This window comes from Methylobacterium trifolii, from assembly GCF_022179685.1.
GTDB lineage: Bacteria > Pseudomonadota > Alphaproteobacteria > Rhizobiales > Beijerinckiaceae > Methylobacterium > Methylobacterium trifolii.
Window position 1 is genome coordinate 1 of record NZ_BPRB01000011.1, and the last position, 15,728, is coordinate 15,728.

A 15,728-nucleotide genomic window follows, 5' to 3' on the forward strand; every position below is an offset into this window, starting at 1 on the left:
CGTCCCGTTCGCGCGCCTGCACCGAGCCTGGACGGCCTTCGCCCGCGATCGCCGGGGCGTCACGGTGGTCGAGTTCGGATTGCTCGCCCTCCCCTTCCTCGGCCTGCTCTGCGTCGTCGTGGAGGCGGCCCTCCTCGTCTTCGCGCAGCAGACCCTGGACGTGGCGCTGGCGCGGGCGACGCGGGCCCTGCGCACCGGCGACTTCCAGGGGAATGCGGACGGGAGCGACCCGGCCTCGCGCCTGCGTAAGGTCATGTGCGGAGGCACCGTCGTGTTCTTCCGCTGCGAGGCCCTGCGCCTCGACATGACCCGCGCGACCACCTTCAAGGCGGCCCAGGTCGCCCTGCCCTACGATTCCCAGAAGAAGACCTGGGCCGCCGGCTTCGGCACGCGTTTCGACTGCCCGCAGGGCGACGACATCATCGCCCTGCGGGCTGCAGTGGTCGTGCCCCGCCTCTTCGCGTTCCTCGACTTCACCAACCGGAGCATGGGCCCTGGCGCCCAGTTGATGTTCGCGACCGCGATCTTCCGCGCCGAACCCTACGTCGAGAAGACCTGCCAGTGAGGGGCGCGCTCGCCCGGTTCGCGGCGGCACGCGGCGGCGCGAGCGCGGTGGAGTTCGCCTTCATCGCCCCGCTCTTGCTCGGCCTGTTCATGGGGGCGGTGGAGATCCCCCGCGCCATCGCCACGGGGGACCGCCTCGCCCTCGCGGCCGGCACCTTGGCCGACCTGATCGCGCGGGACGATTCCTCGGCCCTGCCGGACATCTTCGCCTCCGCCCAGACCGTCGCCGCGCCCTACAGCCTCGACGGCGCGGGCATCGTCCTGACGGCCGCGGGCGTCTACCAGGATGGCGACGCCTTCGTCGCGAAGGTCTGCTCCAGCGTGCAGCAGAACGACGAGGCCCGCGCTGCCGGATCGACGATCGGGCCCGCGCCGGCCGGGATGACCACCAACGGGGCCCGTTTCGTGATGGCGGAGGTGCGGATGCGCTACCACGCGATCTTCAGCATGATCCCGGTGCTCAACAGCTGGTCCTTCGCCTACAAGACGGTCTGGCCCATCCGCGAGGGCAAGACCTACAACGGGCAGGCGGAGGTGGTGCTGCCCGGCGGCAAGCCCTGCCCCCGCTGACGGGCCCGCCCTTGGGCCGTAGCCGCGCGGAACCGTCCGCCGAGCCCGGACTTTCGCTCGATCCCATACGCGTCGAGGAATGCCCGTGCCCGCCTGGATCGAACACGCCGTCTGGTGGCAGGTCTTCCCGCTCGGCTTCGTCGGCGCCGAACCGGAGGGCAGACCGGGCTTGGCCCCGGTCCACCGCCTCGGCCAGCTGCATCCCTGGCTCGACTACGCGGTCGAACTCGGCGCCTCCGGCCTCGCCCTCGGGCCGGTCTGTTCCGCCTCCACCCACGGCTACGATACGGTCGACCATTTCCGGATCGACCCGCGGCTCGGCGACGAGGCCGATTTCGACGCGCTCATCGCCGCCGCCCGCGCCCGCGGGCTGCGCGTGCTGCTCGACGGGGTGTTCAACCATGTCGGCCGGGACTTTCCCGCCTTCGCCCGCGTGCTGCACGAGGGGCCGCAGGCGCCGAAGGCGTCCTGGTTCAAGCTGTCCTGGCCGCGGGGCCGGACGCCGGGCACGGAGCCCGACTATCACTGCTTCGAGGGGCACCGGCAGCTCGTGACCCTGAACCACGACGAGCCGCAGGTCGCCGACTACGTCGCGCGGGTGATGGAGCACTGGCTCGAGCGCGGCGCCGACGGCTGGCGGCTGGACGCGGCCTACGCCGTGCCGCGCCGGTTCTGGGCCGAGGTGCTGGGACGGGTCCGGGCCGCCCATCCGGACGCCTACGTCGTCGGCGAGGTGATCCACGGCGACTATGCCGGGATCGTCGCGGAGACCGGCATGGATGCCGTGACCCAGTACGAGTTGTGGAAGGCGGTCTGGAGCGCGTTGAACGACCGCAACCTGCACGAACTCGCCCACGCGCTGGAGCGGCACAACGGCTTCCTCGACGCCTTCGTACCCCTGACCTTCGTGGGCAACCACGACGTCACCCGCATCGCCAGCCAGCTCAAGGACGAGCGCCACCTGCCGCACGCGCTCGCCGTGCTGTTCACGTGTGGCGGCACGCCCTCGATCTATGCCGGCGACGAGCAGGCGTTCCGGGGCGTGAAGGAGCACCGGGCCGGCGGCGACGACGCGATCCGCCCGGCCTTTCCGGCCTCACCCGTGGACCTCGCGCCCGAGGGCCGGCCGGTGTTCCGGCTGCACCAGGCGCTGATCGGCCTGCGCCGCCGCCATCCCCGCCTGCATCGCGCGAGAGCCAAGAAAATCCACCTCGCCAACGAGCAGGCCGTGTTCGGGTTCGGCACGGGCGAGGGGCGCCTGCTGCTCGCCCTCAACCTCGCGGATTCCGCGGCCGACTTGCCGGCGCCCGACGCCCGCGCGGTCGAAGCGGGCGAGGCGGAACTGCGCGCCGGCGGATCGGCCGCCGCGCGGCTGACGCTTCCGGCCCATGGCTGGGCGATCCTGTCGGTCTGAGCGACCTGGCCGGGAAAAATCACCGCCTGCCCGGAACCCGTCGACAGTCGGCTCATTGTCAAAGTCGGGGCATGGTGCTCCGCCAGCGAAGAGGAGACTGACCGATGAGCAATCGCGGCATCCACCCTCGCACCCGTCGTGCCACCGACGCCGACCAGGACGATCCGCCCAACAGGCACCGGCAGGGATAGTGGCTTCAGGCGGCGCACACGGTCGAGTTCCCCCGCGCGGTCCGATACCCGCGGGGCCGTCAGCTCCCGAAACGCCCTGAAACGTGGACCCTGCATCGAGCCCGCCGGCACCTAGCCGGCGGGTCTTTTTTTGTCTTCAGGACGGGCAGGTGAAGAAGAGGGCGTAGGAATCCTCGCACACCCGGCCGAGCTGGCGGCGGCAGGCGGCGTAGTCCGGCAGGTCCGGCGTGATGCGGCCGTAGGCGACGGACGGGGCGCTGCGCTCCGGGATCAAGGCGATGGGGCTCGCTGCCGGGGTGAGCTGCGAGCCGCGCCCCGCATGCAGGGTGGTGAGCACCCCGTACATCTCCCCCTGGATGGTCGGGCGCCCGAGCATGGCGATGCGGTACTGCCCCTGCCAGTTGGTGACGAGATAGATCGTGCCGGACTGGTTCGGCACCGAGACGTGCCCGGTCTGGGCGAAGGGGGCATCCAGGCGCTCCGCCTCGCGAAAGACCAGCCGGGCGGCCTCCGCATCCCAGGCGATCTCGGTGCGATAGGCGAAGAGCGCGCCCGCCGCTCCGAAGGAGGGCCGGAGCGTGAGGTAGCGGCCCTCCAGCCAGGCCGCCGATTCGCGGGAATAGGAGCCGAGTTCCTCCGGGGCATGGCGGGGCGCGGCCAGAGTCGGCGCGGCCCGCTCCGCGGCCTCGCGCAGGCGCTGGCCCAGGGCCTCCTCCAGGCGGATCGTGGTCGCCAGGGTGAAGGGGCGCCGGCCGGAGAGGGCCTTCTCGAGAGTCGAGATACTGATGCGCGCCTCGTCGGCGAGCGCCTGGCGCGAGATCCGCCGCCGGGCCAGCGCCTCGCGCACGGCCTGGGCGATGGCGCGGCTCTGAGCCTCCGGCAGCTCGGTCTCGGTCAAGGATGCGGTCCGTTACGGTTCGTGCCCGCACAGATCCGCACGAAACCGCACAGCTTGGCAAGCCTGCGACGGCCTCAGCCCTCCTTCACGAGGTCCGCCTCGACGACGAGCCGCAGCGGCCCCGGCGCCAGCCCGTCCAGGGGCCAGCAGGTCGAGAGCGCCAGATGCCACCCTGGCGCGTCCGGGTCGATCCCGGACGCGTCCCAGGGGACCACACGGCGTCCGGTGACGCGAAACCGCAAAGTTCGCCCGTCGCGCCGGGTGACGGAGACTGCATCCCCCGGCTTCACATCGCCCAGCACCGCGAACTGGGTGTCGCGGTGGGCCGCATAGACCGCCGTGCCGGGCTCGCCCGCCTCCGGCGTGCCGGGGACATGGCCGGGGCCGAAGGCCAGGGCCTGACCGTTGCTGCCGCGGAGCGCTATGAAACTGCGGCCCGCGAGCGTCAGCCGGGCGACCGGCTCGGTGTCGGCCGAGGGCCAGGGGCGCACGGGGCGTCCCTCGACGAGGCTCCGCGCGAAGGCCCGCTCCAGCAGCACCTGAGCCAGGGCAGCCTTGGCCGGGACCCAGGCCGCCTCGCCCGCCAGTCCCAGGCCGCAGGCGAGAAGGAGGGCGGCCAAGGCCGCCCTCCCCCGGTGGACGACGCGCGCCTGCATCACCGGACCATCCGCACGGCCCGGCTCAAACCGAGGCCGAGAGCCAGCAGCATCAGGCCGAGGAGCAGGCGCCGCTCGTAGCCGGCCGCCGTCTGCGGCAGGCTCACGCTCGCAGGCGCCGGGCGGATGTCCTCGGCGCGGCGCTCGCGGGGCGGGAGCGCTTGGTGGACGGGCCTGCCCGCCCCCTCCCCGAACACGCTGGCGAAATCCCAGCCGGCGGGCAGGTTCAGGGGCAGGTCGACTTCGGCCAGCGGGGTGCCCGCAGGACGGCGCGGGGTGGCGTCGACGGCCACCAGGCTGGTGAGCCGGGTCATCAGCTTGTGCTCCAGGGCGAGGTTCAGGATCGTCGCGTCGGCGGCCGTCGGGCTCAGGCGGCCGGTGATGCGCGCGGCCTCGGCCTCGTCGATGTTAGCCCGCGCCCAGACCTTGGAGATGCCTCGGCCCTCGACGGCGGCCGACAGCGGCAGGGTCCGCCGCCAGGGCCTGTCGCCGACGCGGCCCGTTATCGTGAGGCTGCCCGCGCCCTCCGGCATCCGGGCGGAGAGCACCACCGGCTCGCCCTGGTAGAGGTCCGGCAGGGGCGTCGGCGTCACCTCGGCGCCCTCTTCCGAGAAGGTCGCGACGAGGTCGGTGACCGCGGGGCTCTCCAGCTTGGAGAACAGGGCGCGGGTGCGCTCGGCGACCTGGTCGATGGTGGCGATGGCGGTGAAGCTGCCCCGGCCGAGTTCGGCCGCGTGGCGCATCAGGTGCCCGTTCGGGGCCGAGCCGATGCCGACCATGAACAGGCGCGAGCGTCCGAGCCCCTGGGCGATCGCGGCGAAGATCTGCTGCTCGTTGCCGATGGCCCCGTCCGTGAGGAACACCACCTGCCGCACGCGGGTGCGCTCCTCGGGGCGGGGATCGGCCAGGGCCGCCTTGAGGGGGGCCAGCATCTCCGTGCCGCCGCGGGCCTCAAGGCCCGCCACGAAGGTGCGGGCGGTCTGGAGACGGCCCTCGTCGGCAGCGACGGAATCGGGAAACAGCACGTCCATCGAGTCGTCGAAGCGGATCACGTTGAAGCGGTCCTGCGGCGAGAGTCGGTCGAGGGCCGCGAGCAGGCTCGCCTTGGCCTGCCGCATCGAGGCGCCGGCCATGGAGCCGGAATTGTCGATGACGAAGGTCACGTCGCGGGGCCGGCGCGGGGCGGGATCGGCCTCCGGCGGGGTCACGCTCGCCAGGACGAAGCTCTGGCCGCCGACGCGCTCGCGAAACAGGCCGAGGCTCGGTGCGGCCGTCGGCGCCGGCTCCCAGGTCAGCTCGAAGTCCCGGTCTGCCGGCACGATGCCGTCCGCGAGGCGGATCAGGCGGGAGTCGGGCTCCGTCTCGGTGACGCGGACCTGATGGGTGGCGCTGCGCAGGCTGCCGACGGGAAAGCCCGCGTTCAGGCGCACGGTGAGCGTCACAGGGTTGACCGGGGCGTGGCGGGACGGGTCGAGCACCGGCGGGCTGATCCGGTCGCGGTCGGCCACCGGGTCGGAGGCGGGCCGCTCGGAGGCGAGGTCGAGCACCGGCGGCGCGGGATGGTAGCGGGGCGCCACGACCAGGGGCACGCGCAGGGCGTAGGTGCCGCTCGAGACCGCGACGGTCTGCTGGTACTCGATCTGCACCAGCACGGTCTCGCCGGGCCCGATGTTGGCGACCGCGTTGGTGAAGACGTTCGGCCGTTCCTGCTCGGTCAGGGCGGCTGCCTTTCCTGCACTCTTGGCGGCCTCGTAGGTCCGCCTGGCCGCGGCCCGCTCGCGGATGTCGGCGACGATGACGCGATCGCCGACCACCAGCTTCATGGCGTCGACGGCCGCATCCTCCGGCAGGGGGTAGACGTAGGTGCCCTCCATCCACTTGTCGGTGGTGTTGCGGAAGGCCTGCGTGACGACGGCGCGGGCGGTCGGGCCGCTGACCTCGATGGTCACGTCGGTCTTGAGGCGTGGGGCCTCGACCGGGGCGGCGTTCGGTCCGGAACCGCGCAGGAGCAGGCTGCCGCTCGCCGGCCCCGGCATGGCGCGCGCCGAGGCGAGGGAGACCAGGAGCGCCAGGAGGGCGAGGAAGAGGGGCGACAGGGCCGAGACGGTCCGCGGCCGTCGCTCGGAAGCGAGAAGGGGCGTGAGCATGGTCGACATCTCCGGGCCGGCCGGTGTGGCCGGGTCGATCCGGAGGCTCGGGCAGGCGGGCCGCCGCCGCCACGGGAAGCTTCGCCCATTCTCGGCCCCGATCCGCACGGGGATTGCGCCATCAGGCGGAGCCGTGCGCACCTCGTGCGGACGTGTCCGCTCCCGGCCGGGGTCGTCCGCATATTGCAGGCCGCATCGCTCTTCAGCGCTGGGCGGTCCGCGCCAGTGCCGTGTGGCGGTAATCGCTCGGGCTCATGCCGTAGCGGTTGCGAAAGCGGCGGGAGAAGTGAGACTGGCTCACGAAGCCGCAGCCGTAGGCCAGATCGCTCAAAGGCACGTGGAGGCTGGCCGGATCGGACAGGCGCTGCGCGGCCGTCTCGATCCGGCGCTGCCAGATCCAGGCGGCGACGTTGCGCCCGTGTTCGCGAAACAGCGTTTGCAGGTGGCGCAGCGACACGCCCACCGCGGCGGCGACCTGTGACGGGTCGAGGTCGGGGTCGCGGAAGTTTGCCGCAACGTAGGCTTTAGCCCGCTGGACGATCAGCGTCCCGTGCAGGGCTCTCGGCGTCTCCATCGCCATGCGCTCCGCGACGCTGGCGACGACAAGGTCGATACCCACCGAGGTCATGCGTTCGGCCGCATGCGGCGTCAGCCGATCGCCCATGCGCAGCAGGTCGGAGAGGAACGACCGAGCCAAGGTCGCGACCGGCAGGTGGCTGTTCACCGTCAACCCGGCGAAGTGGCGAGCCGAACCCAGCATGCCCTCCAATCGACCACGCGGGATCTGGATGGCCAGCACTTCGACGTGTCCGTTGTGTTCGAGCGTCCATGGTGTATTCGTGTCGCGTATCGAGAAATCCCCGGTTCCATCCGTGGTCGATCGGTCGTTCTGGCCTGCGCAGACAGAGCCGGACAGCACCATGCTCATAAACAGATGATCGGTTTTATTGTTCTCGTGCCGGAGCGTTTGCGGTGTCGTCGCCGCTCTCAGATTGCTCAAGGCGAATTTCGTGAACACCAGACCCCCGATGCTGGTGCCATCTATCGACGCATGGAATGGATCATCGTTCAGGGAGCTCTGCGCCATCGGAACGATACGATCCTCACAGATCTCGCGCCACCGGCGAAAGCGGTCTCCGGGTTGCACTCCGTCGGTTGAAAATATTCTTTGAATCGCTGCAGTCCTGCCTGACCCGATTGTTACGATCGGCAACCGCGAGAGTTCCCCGAGCGCGCGTCCGCAGGGACGCATGGGGCCCTACGGCCTTCCGGCCTTGAATATCGTCGGCCTCGGCATCGGGCGGTTCGCACACCCGATCCATCGGCATCGATCCCGATCGGCGACCGGGATCGGGGCGTCCGGCGACCGCCCGTGGCCTGCAGGGTCGGGCGGGCAGACGGTCAAGAGCGGTATCCGTCGCCGTTCGGCATCAGGGGCCGGCGAACACCTCCGGGTTCACGAGGTTCAAGGGCCGCTCGCCGCGCAGGATACGCAGCATCTCCTGCGCCGCGCCCACGCCCATCCGCCGCAGGCTCGTCCCGGTGGTGCCGGCCACGTGCGGCGTGAGCAGCAGGTTGGGACAGGCGAAGAGCGGATGGTCCGGCGGCAAAGGCTGGAGCGCGAACACGTCCAGCGCCGCCCCGGCGATCGTGCACGCGTTCAGGGCCGCAGCCAGCGCCTCGCCGTCGACGATGGGGCCGCGGGCCACGTTGATCAGCACCGCGTTCGGTCGCATCCGGCCGATCAGACCGGCATCGATCAGGCCGCGGGTCTCCGGCGTCAGGGGGCACGCGACCACCACGGCGTCGCTCTCGGCAAACAGCGTGTGCAGGTCGACCGCCTCCACCAGTCCGCCGAAGCTCTTGGGCGTACGGGAATGGCCGAGAACCCGCATCCCGAAGCCGCGACTGCCCGTCTCGGCCACCTGCCGCCCGATCTCGCCGAGGCCGAGGATGCCGAGCGTGCCGCCGCCGATCTCCATGAGGTCGTTGGCCCCGGTCTTGGCCGCGAGCCAGCCCGCATCGCGCATCCGCGCGTCGAGTCCGGCCAGCCCCCGGCGCAGGTGCAGCAGGGCGGAGAAGACGTATTCCGAGACCGCGCCGGTGTTGCTGCCGGGCAGGTTCGCCACCGGCACGCGCCGGGCGGTGGCGGCGGGAAGGTTCACGAAGTCGAGCCCGACGCCGTGGCGCACGATGCCCCGGAGCTTCGGGGCATGATCGAGGATGTCGTCGGGCAACTGGGCCCGCACGATCAGCCCGGCGGCCTCGGCCGCGAGGTCGCGCAGGGTTTCGGCGCGGGTGTCCGGCGCCGTGACCACGCGGGCATGGGCTGCGAGCAGCGCCGTCCCGTCCGGGTGGATCGGGTTGGTCAGGACGACCAGCGGCAGGGTCTGTTCGGATTGGCTCAACGTCGTTCCTCGCGCGCGGACGCCCATCCGTGTGCTGGCCCCCGCCCCGTCCCGCAAGCCCCCCGCCCTCGAGACGCGTGCAGGCCGGTATCGGATGTCCCCGAAACCGGACGCGTGCGTGTTGCGTGCCGTCCTTAGCGGCCCTACGAGAGATGAGTCCCAGTATCCATTCTTTGATCTTGAATAATTCCAAAGATGGACCCTTCAAAGCCGGCTGCATGTCCCGACAGGGTGACGATGAGCGATCCGAAGACCTGCGCGCACGGTCCCGAGCCGGCGAGCGGATTGCGCAGACCGAGGCCGTGATCGCCTCCAACGCCCTGATGAACGGCCGCCGCGAGGTGGTCATCCTGCACGCGGGCGAGCGCTACCGCCTCCGCGTCACCGCCAACGACAAGCTGATCCTGACCAAATGACAGACCGTCCCGCCCTGCCCTGGTCCCGTCGCAGCCTGCTCTCCGCCGCCGTCGCGGGCGTGCTGGCCCCGCGCCCGGCCCTGTCCGCAACCCCTGCCGCCCGGATCGCGTCGCTGGGCGGAGCCGTCACCGAGATTCTTTACCGTCTCGGCGCCGGCCCCCGGATCGCGGCGGTGGACACCACCAGCCTCTACCCGGCCGAAGCCATGCGCGAGAAGCCGAACGTCGGCTACCTGCGGGCGCTTTCCGCCGAGGGCCTGCTCTCGGTCGGGCCCGACCTCGTCATCGCCGCGGACGGCGCCGGCCCAGCCGACGTCCTCGCCCTGGTGCGCGAGGCCGGCGTGCGGGTCGAGACGGTCAAGGAGCCGCCCACCCCCGGGGGCGTCCTCGACAAGATCGCTGCGGTCGGGCGGCTGGCCGGGCTTGAGCGGGAGGCCGAGGCGCTCTCGGCCGAGGTGAAGGCGCATTTCGCCGATCTGGCCGCCCAGCGCGCCCGCATCGCCCGGCCCGCCCGCGCCCTGGTCGTGCTCTCGCTCCAGGGCGGCCGGACCATGGTGGGGGGCCGCAACACCACCGCGGACGGCATCCTCGGCCTCGCCGGCATCAGCAACGCGGCCGAGGGCCTCGATGGCTTCAAGCCGATCACCGACGAGGCCATCGTAGCCGCCGCCCCCGACACGGTGGTGATGATGCAGAACGGCCCCGAGCCGCCGAAGCCCGAGGCCGTCTTCGCCCCCGACACGGCGCTCGGCCGCACGCCCGCTGCGGCCCGGCGATCGCTCGTCGCCATGGACGGCCTCTACCTCCTCGGCTTCGGCCCCCGCACCCCCGAGGCCGCAGGCGACCTGATGCGCGCGGTCTACCCGGACCTGCCGCGTGGCTGACACCGCGGCGCGTGCGCGCCGCGGCGCCCTCGCCCTTGGCCTGCTGCTCGCCCTGGTGCTCGCCGTGGCGCTGCTCTCCGTCGGCATGGGCGCGATCCGCATCCCGCCGGGCCGCGTCCTCGACGTTCTGGTGCGGGGGGCCGCCGACCCCCTGCTCGCCCGCGACGCCCTGGTGGTCCTCAACATCCGCCTGCCCCGCACCCTCCTCGGCCTGCTGGTCGGCGCCGGCCTCGCGGTCTCCGGGGCGCTGATGCAGGGGCTGTTCCGCAACCCTCTGGCCGATCCGGCGCTGGTGGGCGTCTCGGCCGGCGCGGGGTTGGCGGCCGCCTGCGTCATCGTGCTCGGCGACCGGCTGGTCGCCCATCTCGGCCTGCCCGGCCCCCTGCCCTACGCCGTGCTGCCGGCCGGCGCCTTCCTCGGAGGGCTGTCGGCGACCCTCGTCCTCTACGGGCTCGCCACCCGCGCCGGCCGGACCTCGGTGGCGACGATGCTGCTCGCCGGCATCGCGCTCGGCGCCTTGAGCGGCGCCCTCACCGGCCTCTTGGTCTATGCCAGCGACGATCGGCAGTTGCGCGACCTCACCTTCTGGTCGCTGGGCAGCCTCGGGGGCGCCACCTGGACCAAGGTCGCCGCAACCACGCCCCTGATCCTGCCGGTGCTGCTGGCCGTACCCGTCCTCGGGCGGGGCCTCAACGCCCTGGTGCTGGGGGAGGCCGAGGCGTTCCACCTCGGGGTGCGGGTGGAGCGCCTGAAGCGCGCCTGCATCCTGCTGGTGGCGGTGGCGGTCGGTGCCGGCGTGGCGGCGGCCGGCGTCATCGGCTTCGTCGGTCTCGTGGTGCCCCACGCCCTGCGCCTCGTCATCGGCCCCGAGCACCGGCTTCTTCTGCCTGCGGCGGCCCTGCTGGGCGGCGCCTTCCTCGTCCTGGCGGACGTGGCCGCCCGCATCGTCGCCGCGCCCGCCGAACTGCCCATCGGCATCGTCACGGCGATGGTCGGCGCGCCCGTCTTCCTGTGGCTGCTGCTTGGCCGGGCGCGGCTGGCCGATGCCTGAACCGCTCCTGACCGCCTCCGGCCTCGCCTACACGGTCGCCGGCCGCGACCTCGTGCAGGACGTGTCGCTCGCCGTCCCGCCCGGTGCGCTCCAAGTGATCGTCGGCCCGAACGGTGCCGGCAAGTCGACCCTGCTGCGGCTGCTCTGCGGGGAATTGCGCCCGAGCCGGGGCGGCGTCGCCTACGGGCCCGAGCCGGTGGAGACCATTCCCCCCTGGCGGCTCGCCGGCATGCGGGCCGTGCTGCCGCAGGCCGCCCGCCTCGCCTTCCCGTTCTCGGTGGCCGACGTGGCCCGGATCGGCCTCGACGGCATCGGCCGCGGCCTCAAGGCCCGCGACAGGGCCGCGATGCTGGAACGCGCCCTCGGACAAGTCGACGTGGCGCACCTCGCGGACCGCTCATACCAGACCCTCTCCGGGGGCGAGCAGGCGCGGGTGCAGTTCGCCCGCGTGCTCTGCCAGCTCGCGGCGGGCCGCACCATCGCCGACCGGCAGGTGCTGTTCCTCGACGAGCCGACCGCGAGCCTCGACCTGCGCCACCAGGGCGCGCTCCTCGACGCGGCGGCCGAGCTTGCCCGCGCAGGCGTCGGCGTGGTGGCGATCCTGCACGACCTCAACCTCGCCGCCGCCTATGCGGACACGCTCCTGGTCCTCGACCAGGGGCGCCTCGTCGCGGACGGCCCCCCCGCCGAGGTGCTGCGGGACACGCTGATCGCGCAGGTCTTCCAGGTCTCCTGGCCGGTCGGGCAGGTGCCGCCAAACGGACAGCCCTTCGTCCTTCCCCGCCGGAATGTTGCAGACCCGCAACATTCCTGAGTCCTGATTCCGGTTCCTGGAAGTCTTTCAAAGACCGGCGCAGGCAGTTCGGAATCGAACCAATCTGCGCCCTCCAGCGATGTGTTGACCCTGTGCCGGGGCCTGTCGCAACTGGTCCTCAGCCAGCCAGCAATCCGCCAGCCAGCCATCTCGATCGACTGTGCCTGAGCGGATGCGTCCATGTCCATCACCCGTCCCCGTGCCCTGCTGGCGCTCGGCGTCTCCCTCCTCGCCCTGAGCGCGGCGCAGGCCCAGACCGCCCCGCCCCCCGTCGCGGCCCCCGGCCCTGCCCGCGTGCCGGCCGAGGAGGTCAGCCTCGACACCATCTCCGTCACCTCGACCAAGACGGCGGGTGCGGCGGTGGACGCCCTATCGGGCACCAGCGTGATCACCCGCGAGCAGATCGACCGGCTCCAGCCGAGCCGCCTCTCCGACGTGCTGCGCGACGTGCCCGGCGTGACCACGCAGGAGAACCAGAACGATCCGGCCCAGGCCATCAACATCCGGGGCCTCCAGGATTTCGGCCGGGTCAACGTGCTGGTCGACGGGGCGCGCCAGGACTTCCAGACCTCAGGCCACAGCGCCAACGGAGTGTTCTACCTCGATCCCGAACTCGTCGGCGGCGTCGACATCACCCGCGGTCCCACCGCGACCATCTACGGCTCGGGCGCCATCGGCGGCGTGGTCGCCTTCCGCACCCGCTCCATCGACGACATCCTCGCGCCCGACGAGACCGCCGGCGCGGTGCAGAAGCAGGGCTTCGGCACCAACGGCCAGAAGTTCCTGAACTCGACGGCGCTGGGCGCGCGCATCGGCACCGCGGCCGACGTGTTCGGGCAGTTCGTCTACCGCAACAACGGCCCCTATCGCGACGGCCTCGGCACCCTGGTGCGCGACACCGGCAACGAGCTGACCTCGGGGCTCGCCAAGTTCAACGTCCGGCCCGCGGACGGCCACGAGATCAGCGGCACCGCTTTGCTCCAACGCTTCGAGTTCGCCAACGCCGGCACCAGCAACGCGGGCGCGCGCTTCGCCAACTCCGTGCAGGCCGACACCTATACTCTGGGCTACCGCTTCGCCCGGCCGGACGTGCCGCTGATCGATTTCAGCATCAAGGGCTACACCACCACCACGCACAATGACCTGACCTTCCTTCAGGACACGGCGAGTGGCCTGTACGGGCGCCTGGGGACGCGGGCGGGCGACCGCATCACCTACGACATCGAGACCACGGGGCTGGACGTGCACAACACGTCCCGTTTCGACACCTGGGCGCTGAGCCACGCCCTGACGGTGGGCGGCGACGTGGTCGGTAACAACGTGCGCACCACCGACAACGCCGGCGGCTTCGGCTCGGCCTTCACGCCCTCCGGCGAGCGGACGCTGGCCGGCGCCTTCGTGCAGGACGAGATCCGCTACGGAGGCTGGCTCCGGGTGATCGGGGCGCTGCGCTACGACACCTACGAGCTGTCGGGCGGGCCCTACCGCTCCTCCGGCGACCGGGTCTCGCCCAAGATCACGGTCGGCGTCTCGCCGTTCACCGGCATCGAGTTCTACGGCACCTATGCGGAGGGCTATCGCGCGCCCTCGATCACCGAGACCCTGGTGCAGGGCATCCACCCGTTCCCGGCCTTCAACATCCTGCCGAACCCGACGCTGCGCCCCGAGGTCGCCCACAACGTCGAGGGCGGCATCAACCTCAAGTACAACGAGGTCCTGCTGCCCGGCGACGTGTTCCGGGCCAAGCTCAACGTCTTCCAGAACGAGGTCGACGACTTCATCAACATCCAGACCGTGGGGCCGACCTACTTCGTCCCGGCCATCGCCGGCATCCCGGCCTCGATCTGCACCCGGATGCCAGGGCGCTTCCCCTGCGTCATCCCGGTGCAGTCGTTTCAGTACCTCAACATCGCCCAGGCCGACCTCTCGGGCGTCGAGCTGGAGGGCGCCTACGACTGGGGCCGCGGGTTCGTGACGCTGGCCGCCACGCATACCGAGGGGCGCGACCGGGCCACCCGCCAGACCCTGATCACCGTGCCGCCGGACCGGATCAGCGCGACGCTGGGCTTCCGCTTCCTCGACGACGACCTGGCGCTGGGCAGCCGCCTCACCTTCGTGGACGCCCGCACCAACCTGCCCACCGGTGCCACGATCCTGGCGACGAAGGCCTACGGGCTGGTGGACTTCTTCGCCTCCTACCGGGTCAACGACCGGATCAAGGCGGACTTCATCCTCCAGAACGCCTTCGACAAGCGCTACACCCAGTACCTCAACGCCCTGCCCAATCCCGGCCTCGTCGCCAAGGCCGCGATCAGCATCAAGTTCGCCACCCGCTGAGGCGGCGAGCGCCCGGGGGCCGCTCCCTCAGGCGGTGGCCGGCGCCAACGCGGCCGGCCGCGGCTTGGCGCCGATGAACAGCGCCATCATCGCGGCGACGAGGCAGAGCATCCCGGCGGCCAGGAACGCCCCGAAGTAATCGCCGGTGTTGGTGCGCACCGTGCCGGCGAGCCAGGCGGCCGAGGCCGCGCCGATCTGGTGGGCGGCCGCTATCCAGCCGAACATCAGCGCGGCGTTCTCCTCACCGAAGGTCTTGCCGGCCAGCGCGACGGTGGGCGGCACCGTGGCGATCCAGTCGAGGCCGTAGAACACGGCAAACAGCGACAGGCCGTAGAAGCTGTAGTCGAAGGAATAGGGCAGGAACATCAGCGAGAGGCCGCGCAGGCCGTAGTACCAGGCCAGCAGCTTGCGGCTGTCGAACCGGTCGGTGAGCCAGCCCGAGGCCGTGGTGCCGACGAGGTCGCAGATCCCCATCAGGGCGAGCAGGCCCGCGGCCGTGACCTCGGGGATGCCGTGGTCGATGCAGGCCGGGATCAGGTGGGTGCCGATCAGCCCGTTGGTCGAGGCGCCGCAAATGAAGAAGGTGCCCGACAGCAGCCAGAAGTCGCGGGAGCGTAGGCCGGCCGCAAGCCCCGACAGCGCCCGCCGGGCCGGGTTCACGCCCCCGACCGGGGTCGGCACCACCACGCTCTCGCCGTAGCGGGGCAGGCCGAGGTCGGCGGGCCGGTCGCGCAGCAGCAGGGCCGCGAACGGCACGAGCAGGAGCGTGGCACCGGCCACCGTCAGGGAGACGGCCCGCCAGCCCTGGTCCACCACGAGGCTCGCCAGCAGCGGCAGGAAGATCAGCTGGCCCGTGGCGCTGCTGGCGGTGAGCAGGCCCAGCACCAGCCCCCGGCGGCGGGCGAACCACCGCCCGGCCACCGTCGCGCCCAGCACGTTGGCGACCATGCCCGAGCCCGACCCGACCACGATGCCCCAGAGCAGCACCATCTGCCAGGGCGCCGTCATCCAGGTGGTGGCCGCCGTGCCGAGCGCCAGGATCACGAGCGCCGCGCAGACCGAGCGGCGCAGGCCGAAGCGCTCGATCACGGCCACCGCGAACGGCCCGATCATGCCGTAGAGGAAGATGTTGACGGCGATCGCCAGGCTGATCGTGGCCGCCGACCAGCCGAACTCCCGCTCCCACGGCACGATCAGGATGCTGGGCGTCGCCCGCACGCCCGCGCCGACCAGCAGAACCACGAAGGTGATGCCGGCCATGATCCAGGCGTAGTGCAGCCGGCCGGGCGGGCGGTGTTCGGTCGCGGTGGACACGGGTGAGACGGACATGGGCGGCTCCGGGCGCGTTCGCGCGGCGATTGAGGGGCTTCGACCGAAG

14 protein-coding genes are annotated in these 15,728 nt (G+C 71.8%); 8 read left to right on the top strand and 6 right to left on the bottom strand.

Annotated elements, in window-relative coordinates; all coding sequences use genetic code 11:
- From COGEMETH_RS01060 to COGEMETH_RS01070, 3 genes are all read left to right on the top strand, one after another.
- The coding region (locus tag COGEMETH_RS01060) for a TadE/TadG family type IV pilus assembly protein (RefSeq protein ID WP_238180770.1) at positions 1-565 on the top strand (565 nt) is incomplete at its 5' end.
- Positions 562-1,134 (top strand): TadE/TadG family type IV pilus assembly protein, encoded by a 573-nt coding sequence (locus tag COGEMETH_RS01065; RefSeq protein ID WP_238180771.1) that lies wholly within the window; start codon positions 562-564, stop codon positions 1,132-1,134. The genes COGEMETH_RS01060 and COGEMETH_RS01065, both read left to right, overlap by 4 nt.
- Before the next feature lie 79 nt (positions 1,135-1,213).
- Positions 1,214-2,548: an alpha-amylase family protein gene (locus COGEMETH_RS01070; RefSeq protein WP_238180772.1), complete on the top strand. Its 1,335-nt coding sequence runs from the start codon at positions 1,214-1,216 to the stop codon at positions 2,546-2,548.
- A 327-nt stretch (positions 2,549-2,875) separates the two neighbouring features.
- Here the strand turns inward: COGEMETH_RS01070 and COGEMETH_RS01075 are convergent, their stop codons facing one another.
- From COGEMETH_RS01075 to COGEMETH_RS01095, 5 genes are all read right to left on the bottom strand, one after another.
- The gene (locus COGEMETH_RS01075; RefSeq protein ID WP_238180773.1) at positions 2,876-3,637 is read right to left on the bottom strand and encodes a helix-turn-helix domain-containing protein; all 762 of its coding nucleotides are present in this window, start codon (positions 3,635-3,637) and stop codon (positions 2,876-2,878) included.
- 74 nt (positions 3,638-3,711) lie between these two features.
- Positions 3,712-4,293 carry a class GN sortase gene (locus COGEMETH_RS01080; RefSeq protein ID WP_238180774.1) on the bottom strand — a complete coding sequence of 194 codons (582 nt, stop codon included), beginning with the start codon at positions 4,291-4,293 and terminating at the stop codon, positions 3,712-3,714.
- On the bottom strand, positions 4,293-6,440 hold the full coding sequence (locus COGEMETH_RS01085) for a marine proteobacterial sortase target protein (RefSeq protein ID WP_238180775.1): 2,148 nt from the start codon (positions 6,438-6,440) through the stop codon (positions 4,293-4,295). The genes COGEMETH_RS01080 and COGEMETH_RS01085 overlap by 1 nt, the downstream gene beginning before the upstream one ends.
- Before the next feature lie 202 nt (positions 6,441-6,642).
- Entirely contained in the window at positions 6,643-7,587 is a 945-nt protein-coding gene (locus COGEMETH_RS01090; RefSeq protein ID WP_283214942.1) for a helix-turn-helix domain-containing protein, read from the bottom strand.
- Between the two features lie 283 nt (positions 7,588-7,870).
- Positions 7,871-8,848, bottom strand: coding sequence for an NAD(P)-dependent oxidoreductase (locus tag COGEMETH_RS01095; protein ID WP_238180777.1), 978 nt, complete (start codon positions 8,846-8,848; stop codon positions 7,871-7,873).
- A 302-nt stretch (positions 8,849-9,150) separates the two neighbouring features.
- Here COGEMETH_RS01095 and hemP point away from each other — a divergent pair, with 302 nt between their 5' ends.
- The 5 genes from hemP (at position 9,151) to COGEMETH_RS01120 (ending at position 14,350) form a co-directional block, all read left to right on the top strand.
- Positions 9,151-9,264, top strand: coding sequence for a hemin uptake protein HemP (hemP, locus tag COGEMETH_RS01100; protein ID WP_238180778.1), 114 nt, complete (start codon positions 9,151-9,153; stop codon positions 9,262-9,264).
- Positions 9,261-10,148 carry a heme/hemin ABC transporter substrate-binding protein gene (locus tag COGEMETH_RS01105; RefSeq protein ID WP_238180779.1) on the top strand — a complete coding sequence of 296 codons (888 nt, stop codon included), beginning with the start codon at positions 9,261-9,263 and terminating at the stop codon, positions 10,146-10,148. Before hemP ends, COGEMETH_RS01105 begins: the two co-directional genes overlap by 4 nt.
- Positions 10,141-11,199, top strand: a complete 1,059-nt coding sequence (locus tag COGEMETH_RS01110; RefSeq protein ID WP_238180780.1) for a FecCD family ABC transporter permease — start codon at positions 10,141-10,143, stop codon at positions 11,197-11,199. Before COGEMETH_RS01105 ends, COGEMETH_RS01110 begins: the two co-directional genes overlap by 8 nt.
- Positions 11,192-12,013 carry a heme ABC transporter ATP-binding protein gene (locus COGEMETH_RS01115; RefSeq protein WP_238180781.1) on the top strand — a complete coding sequence of 274 codons (822 nt, stop codon included), beginning with the start codon at positions 11,192-11,194 and terminating at the stop codon, positions 12,011-12,013. Before COGEMETH_RS01110 ends, COGEMETH_RS01115 begins: the two co-directional genes overlap by 8 nt.
- Before the next feature lie 180 nt (positions 12,014-12,193).
- Complete coding sequence (locus COGEMETH_RS01120; RefSeq protein ID WP_238180782.1) at positions 12,194-14,350, top strand: TonB-dependent hemoglobin/transferrin/lactoferrin family receptor; 2,157 nt, start codon at positions 12,194-12,196, stop codon at positions 14,348-14,350.
- Positions 14,351-14,377: 27 nt separating this feature from the next.
- Here the strand turns inward: COGEMETH_RS01120 and COGEMETH_RS01125 are convergent, their stop codons facing one another.
- Positions 14,378-15,679 carry an MFS transporter gene (locus tag COGEMETH_RS01125; protein ID WP_238180783.1) on the bottom strand — a complete coding sequence of 434 codons (1,302 nt, stop codon included), beginning with the start codon at positions 15,677-15,679 and terminating at the stop codon, positions 14,378-14,380.
- Positions 15,680-15,728 lie beyond the last annotated feature (49 nt).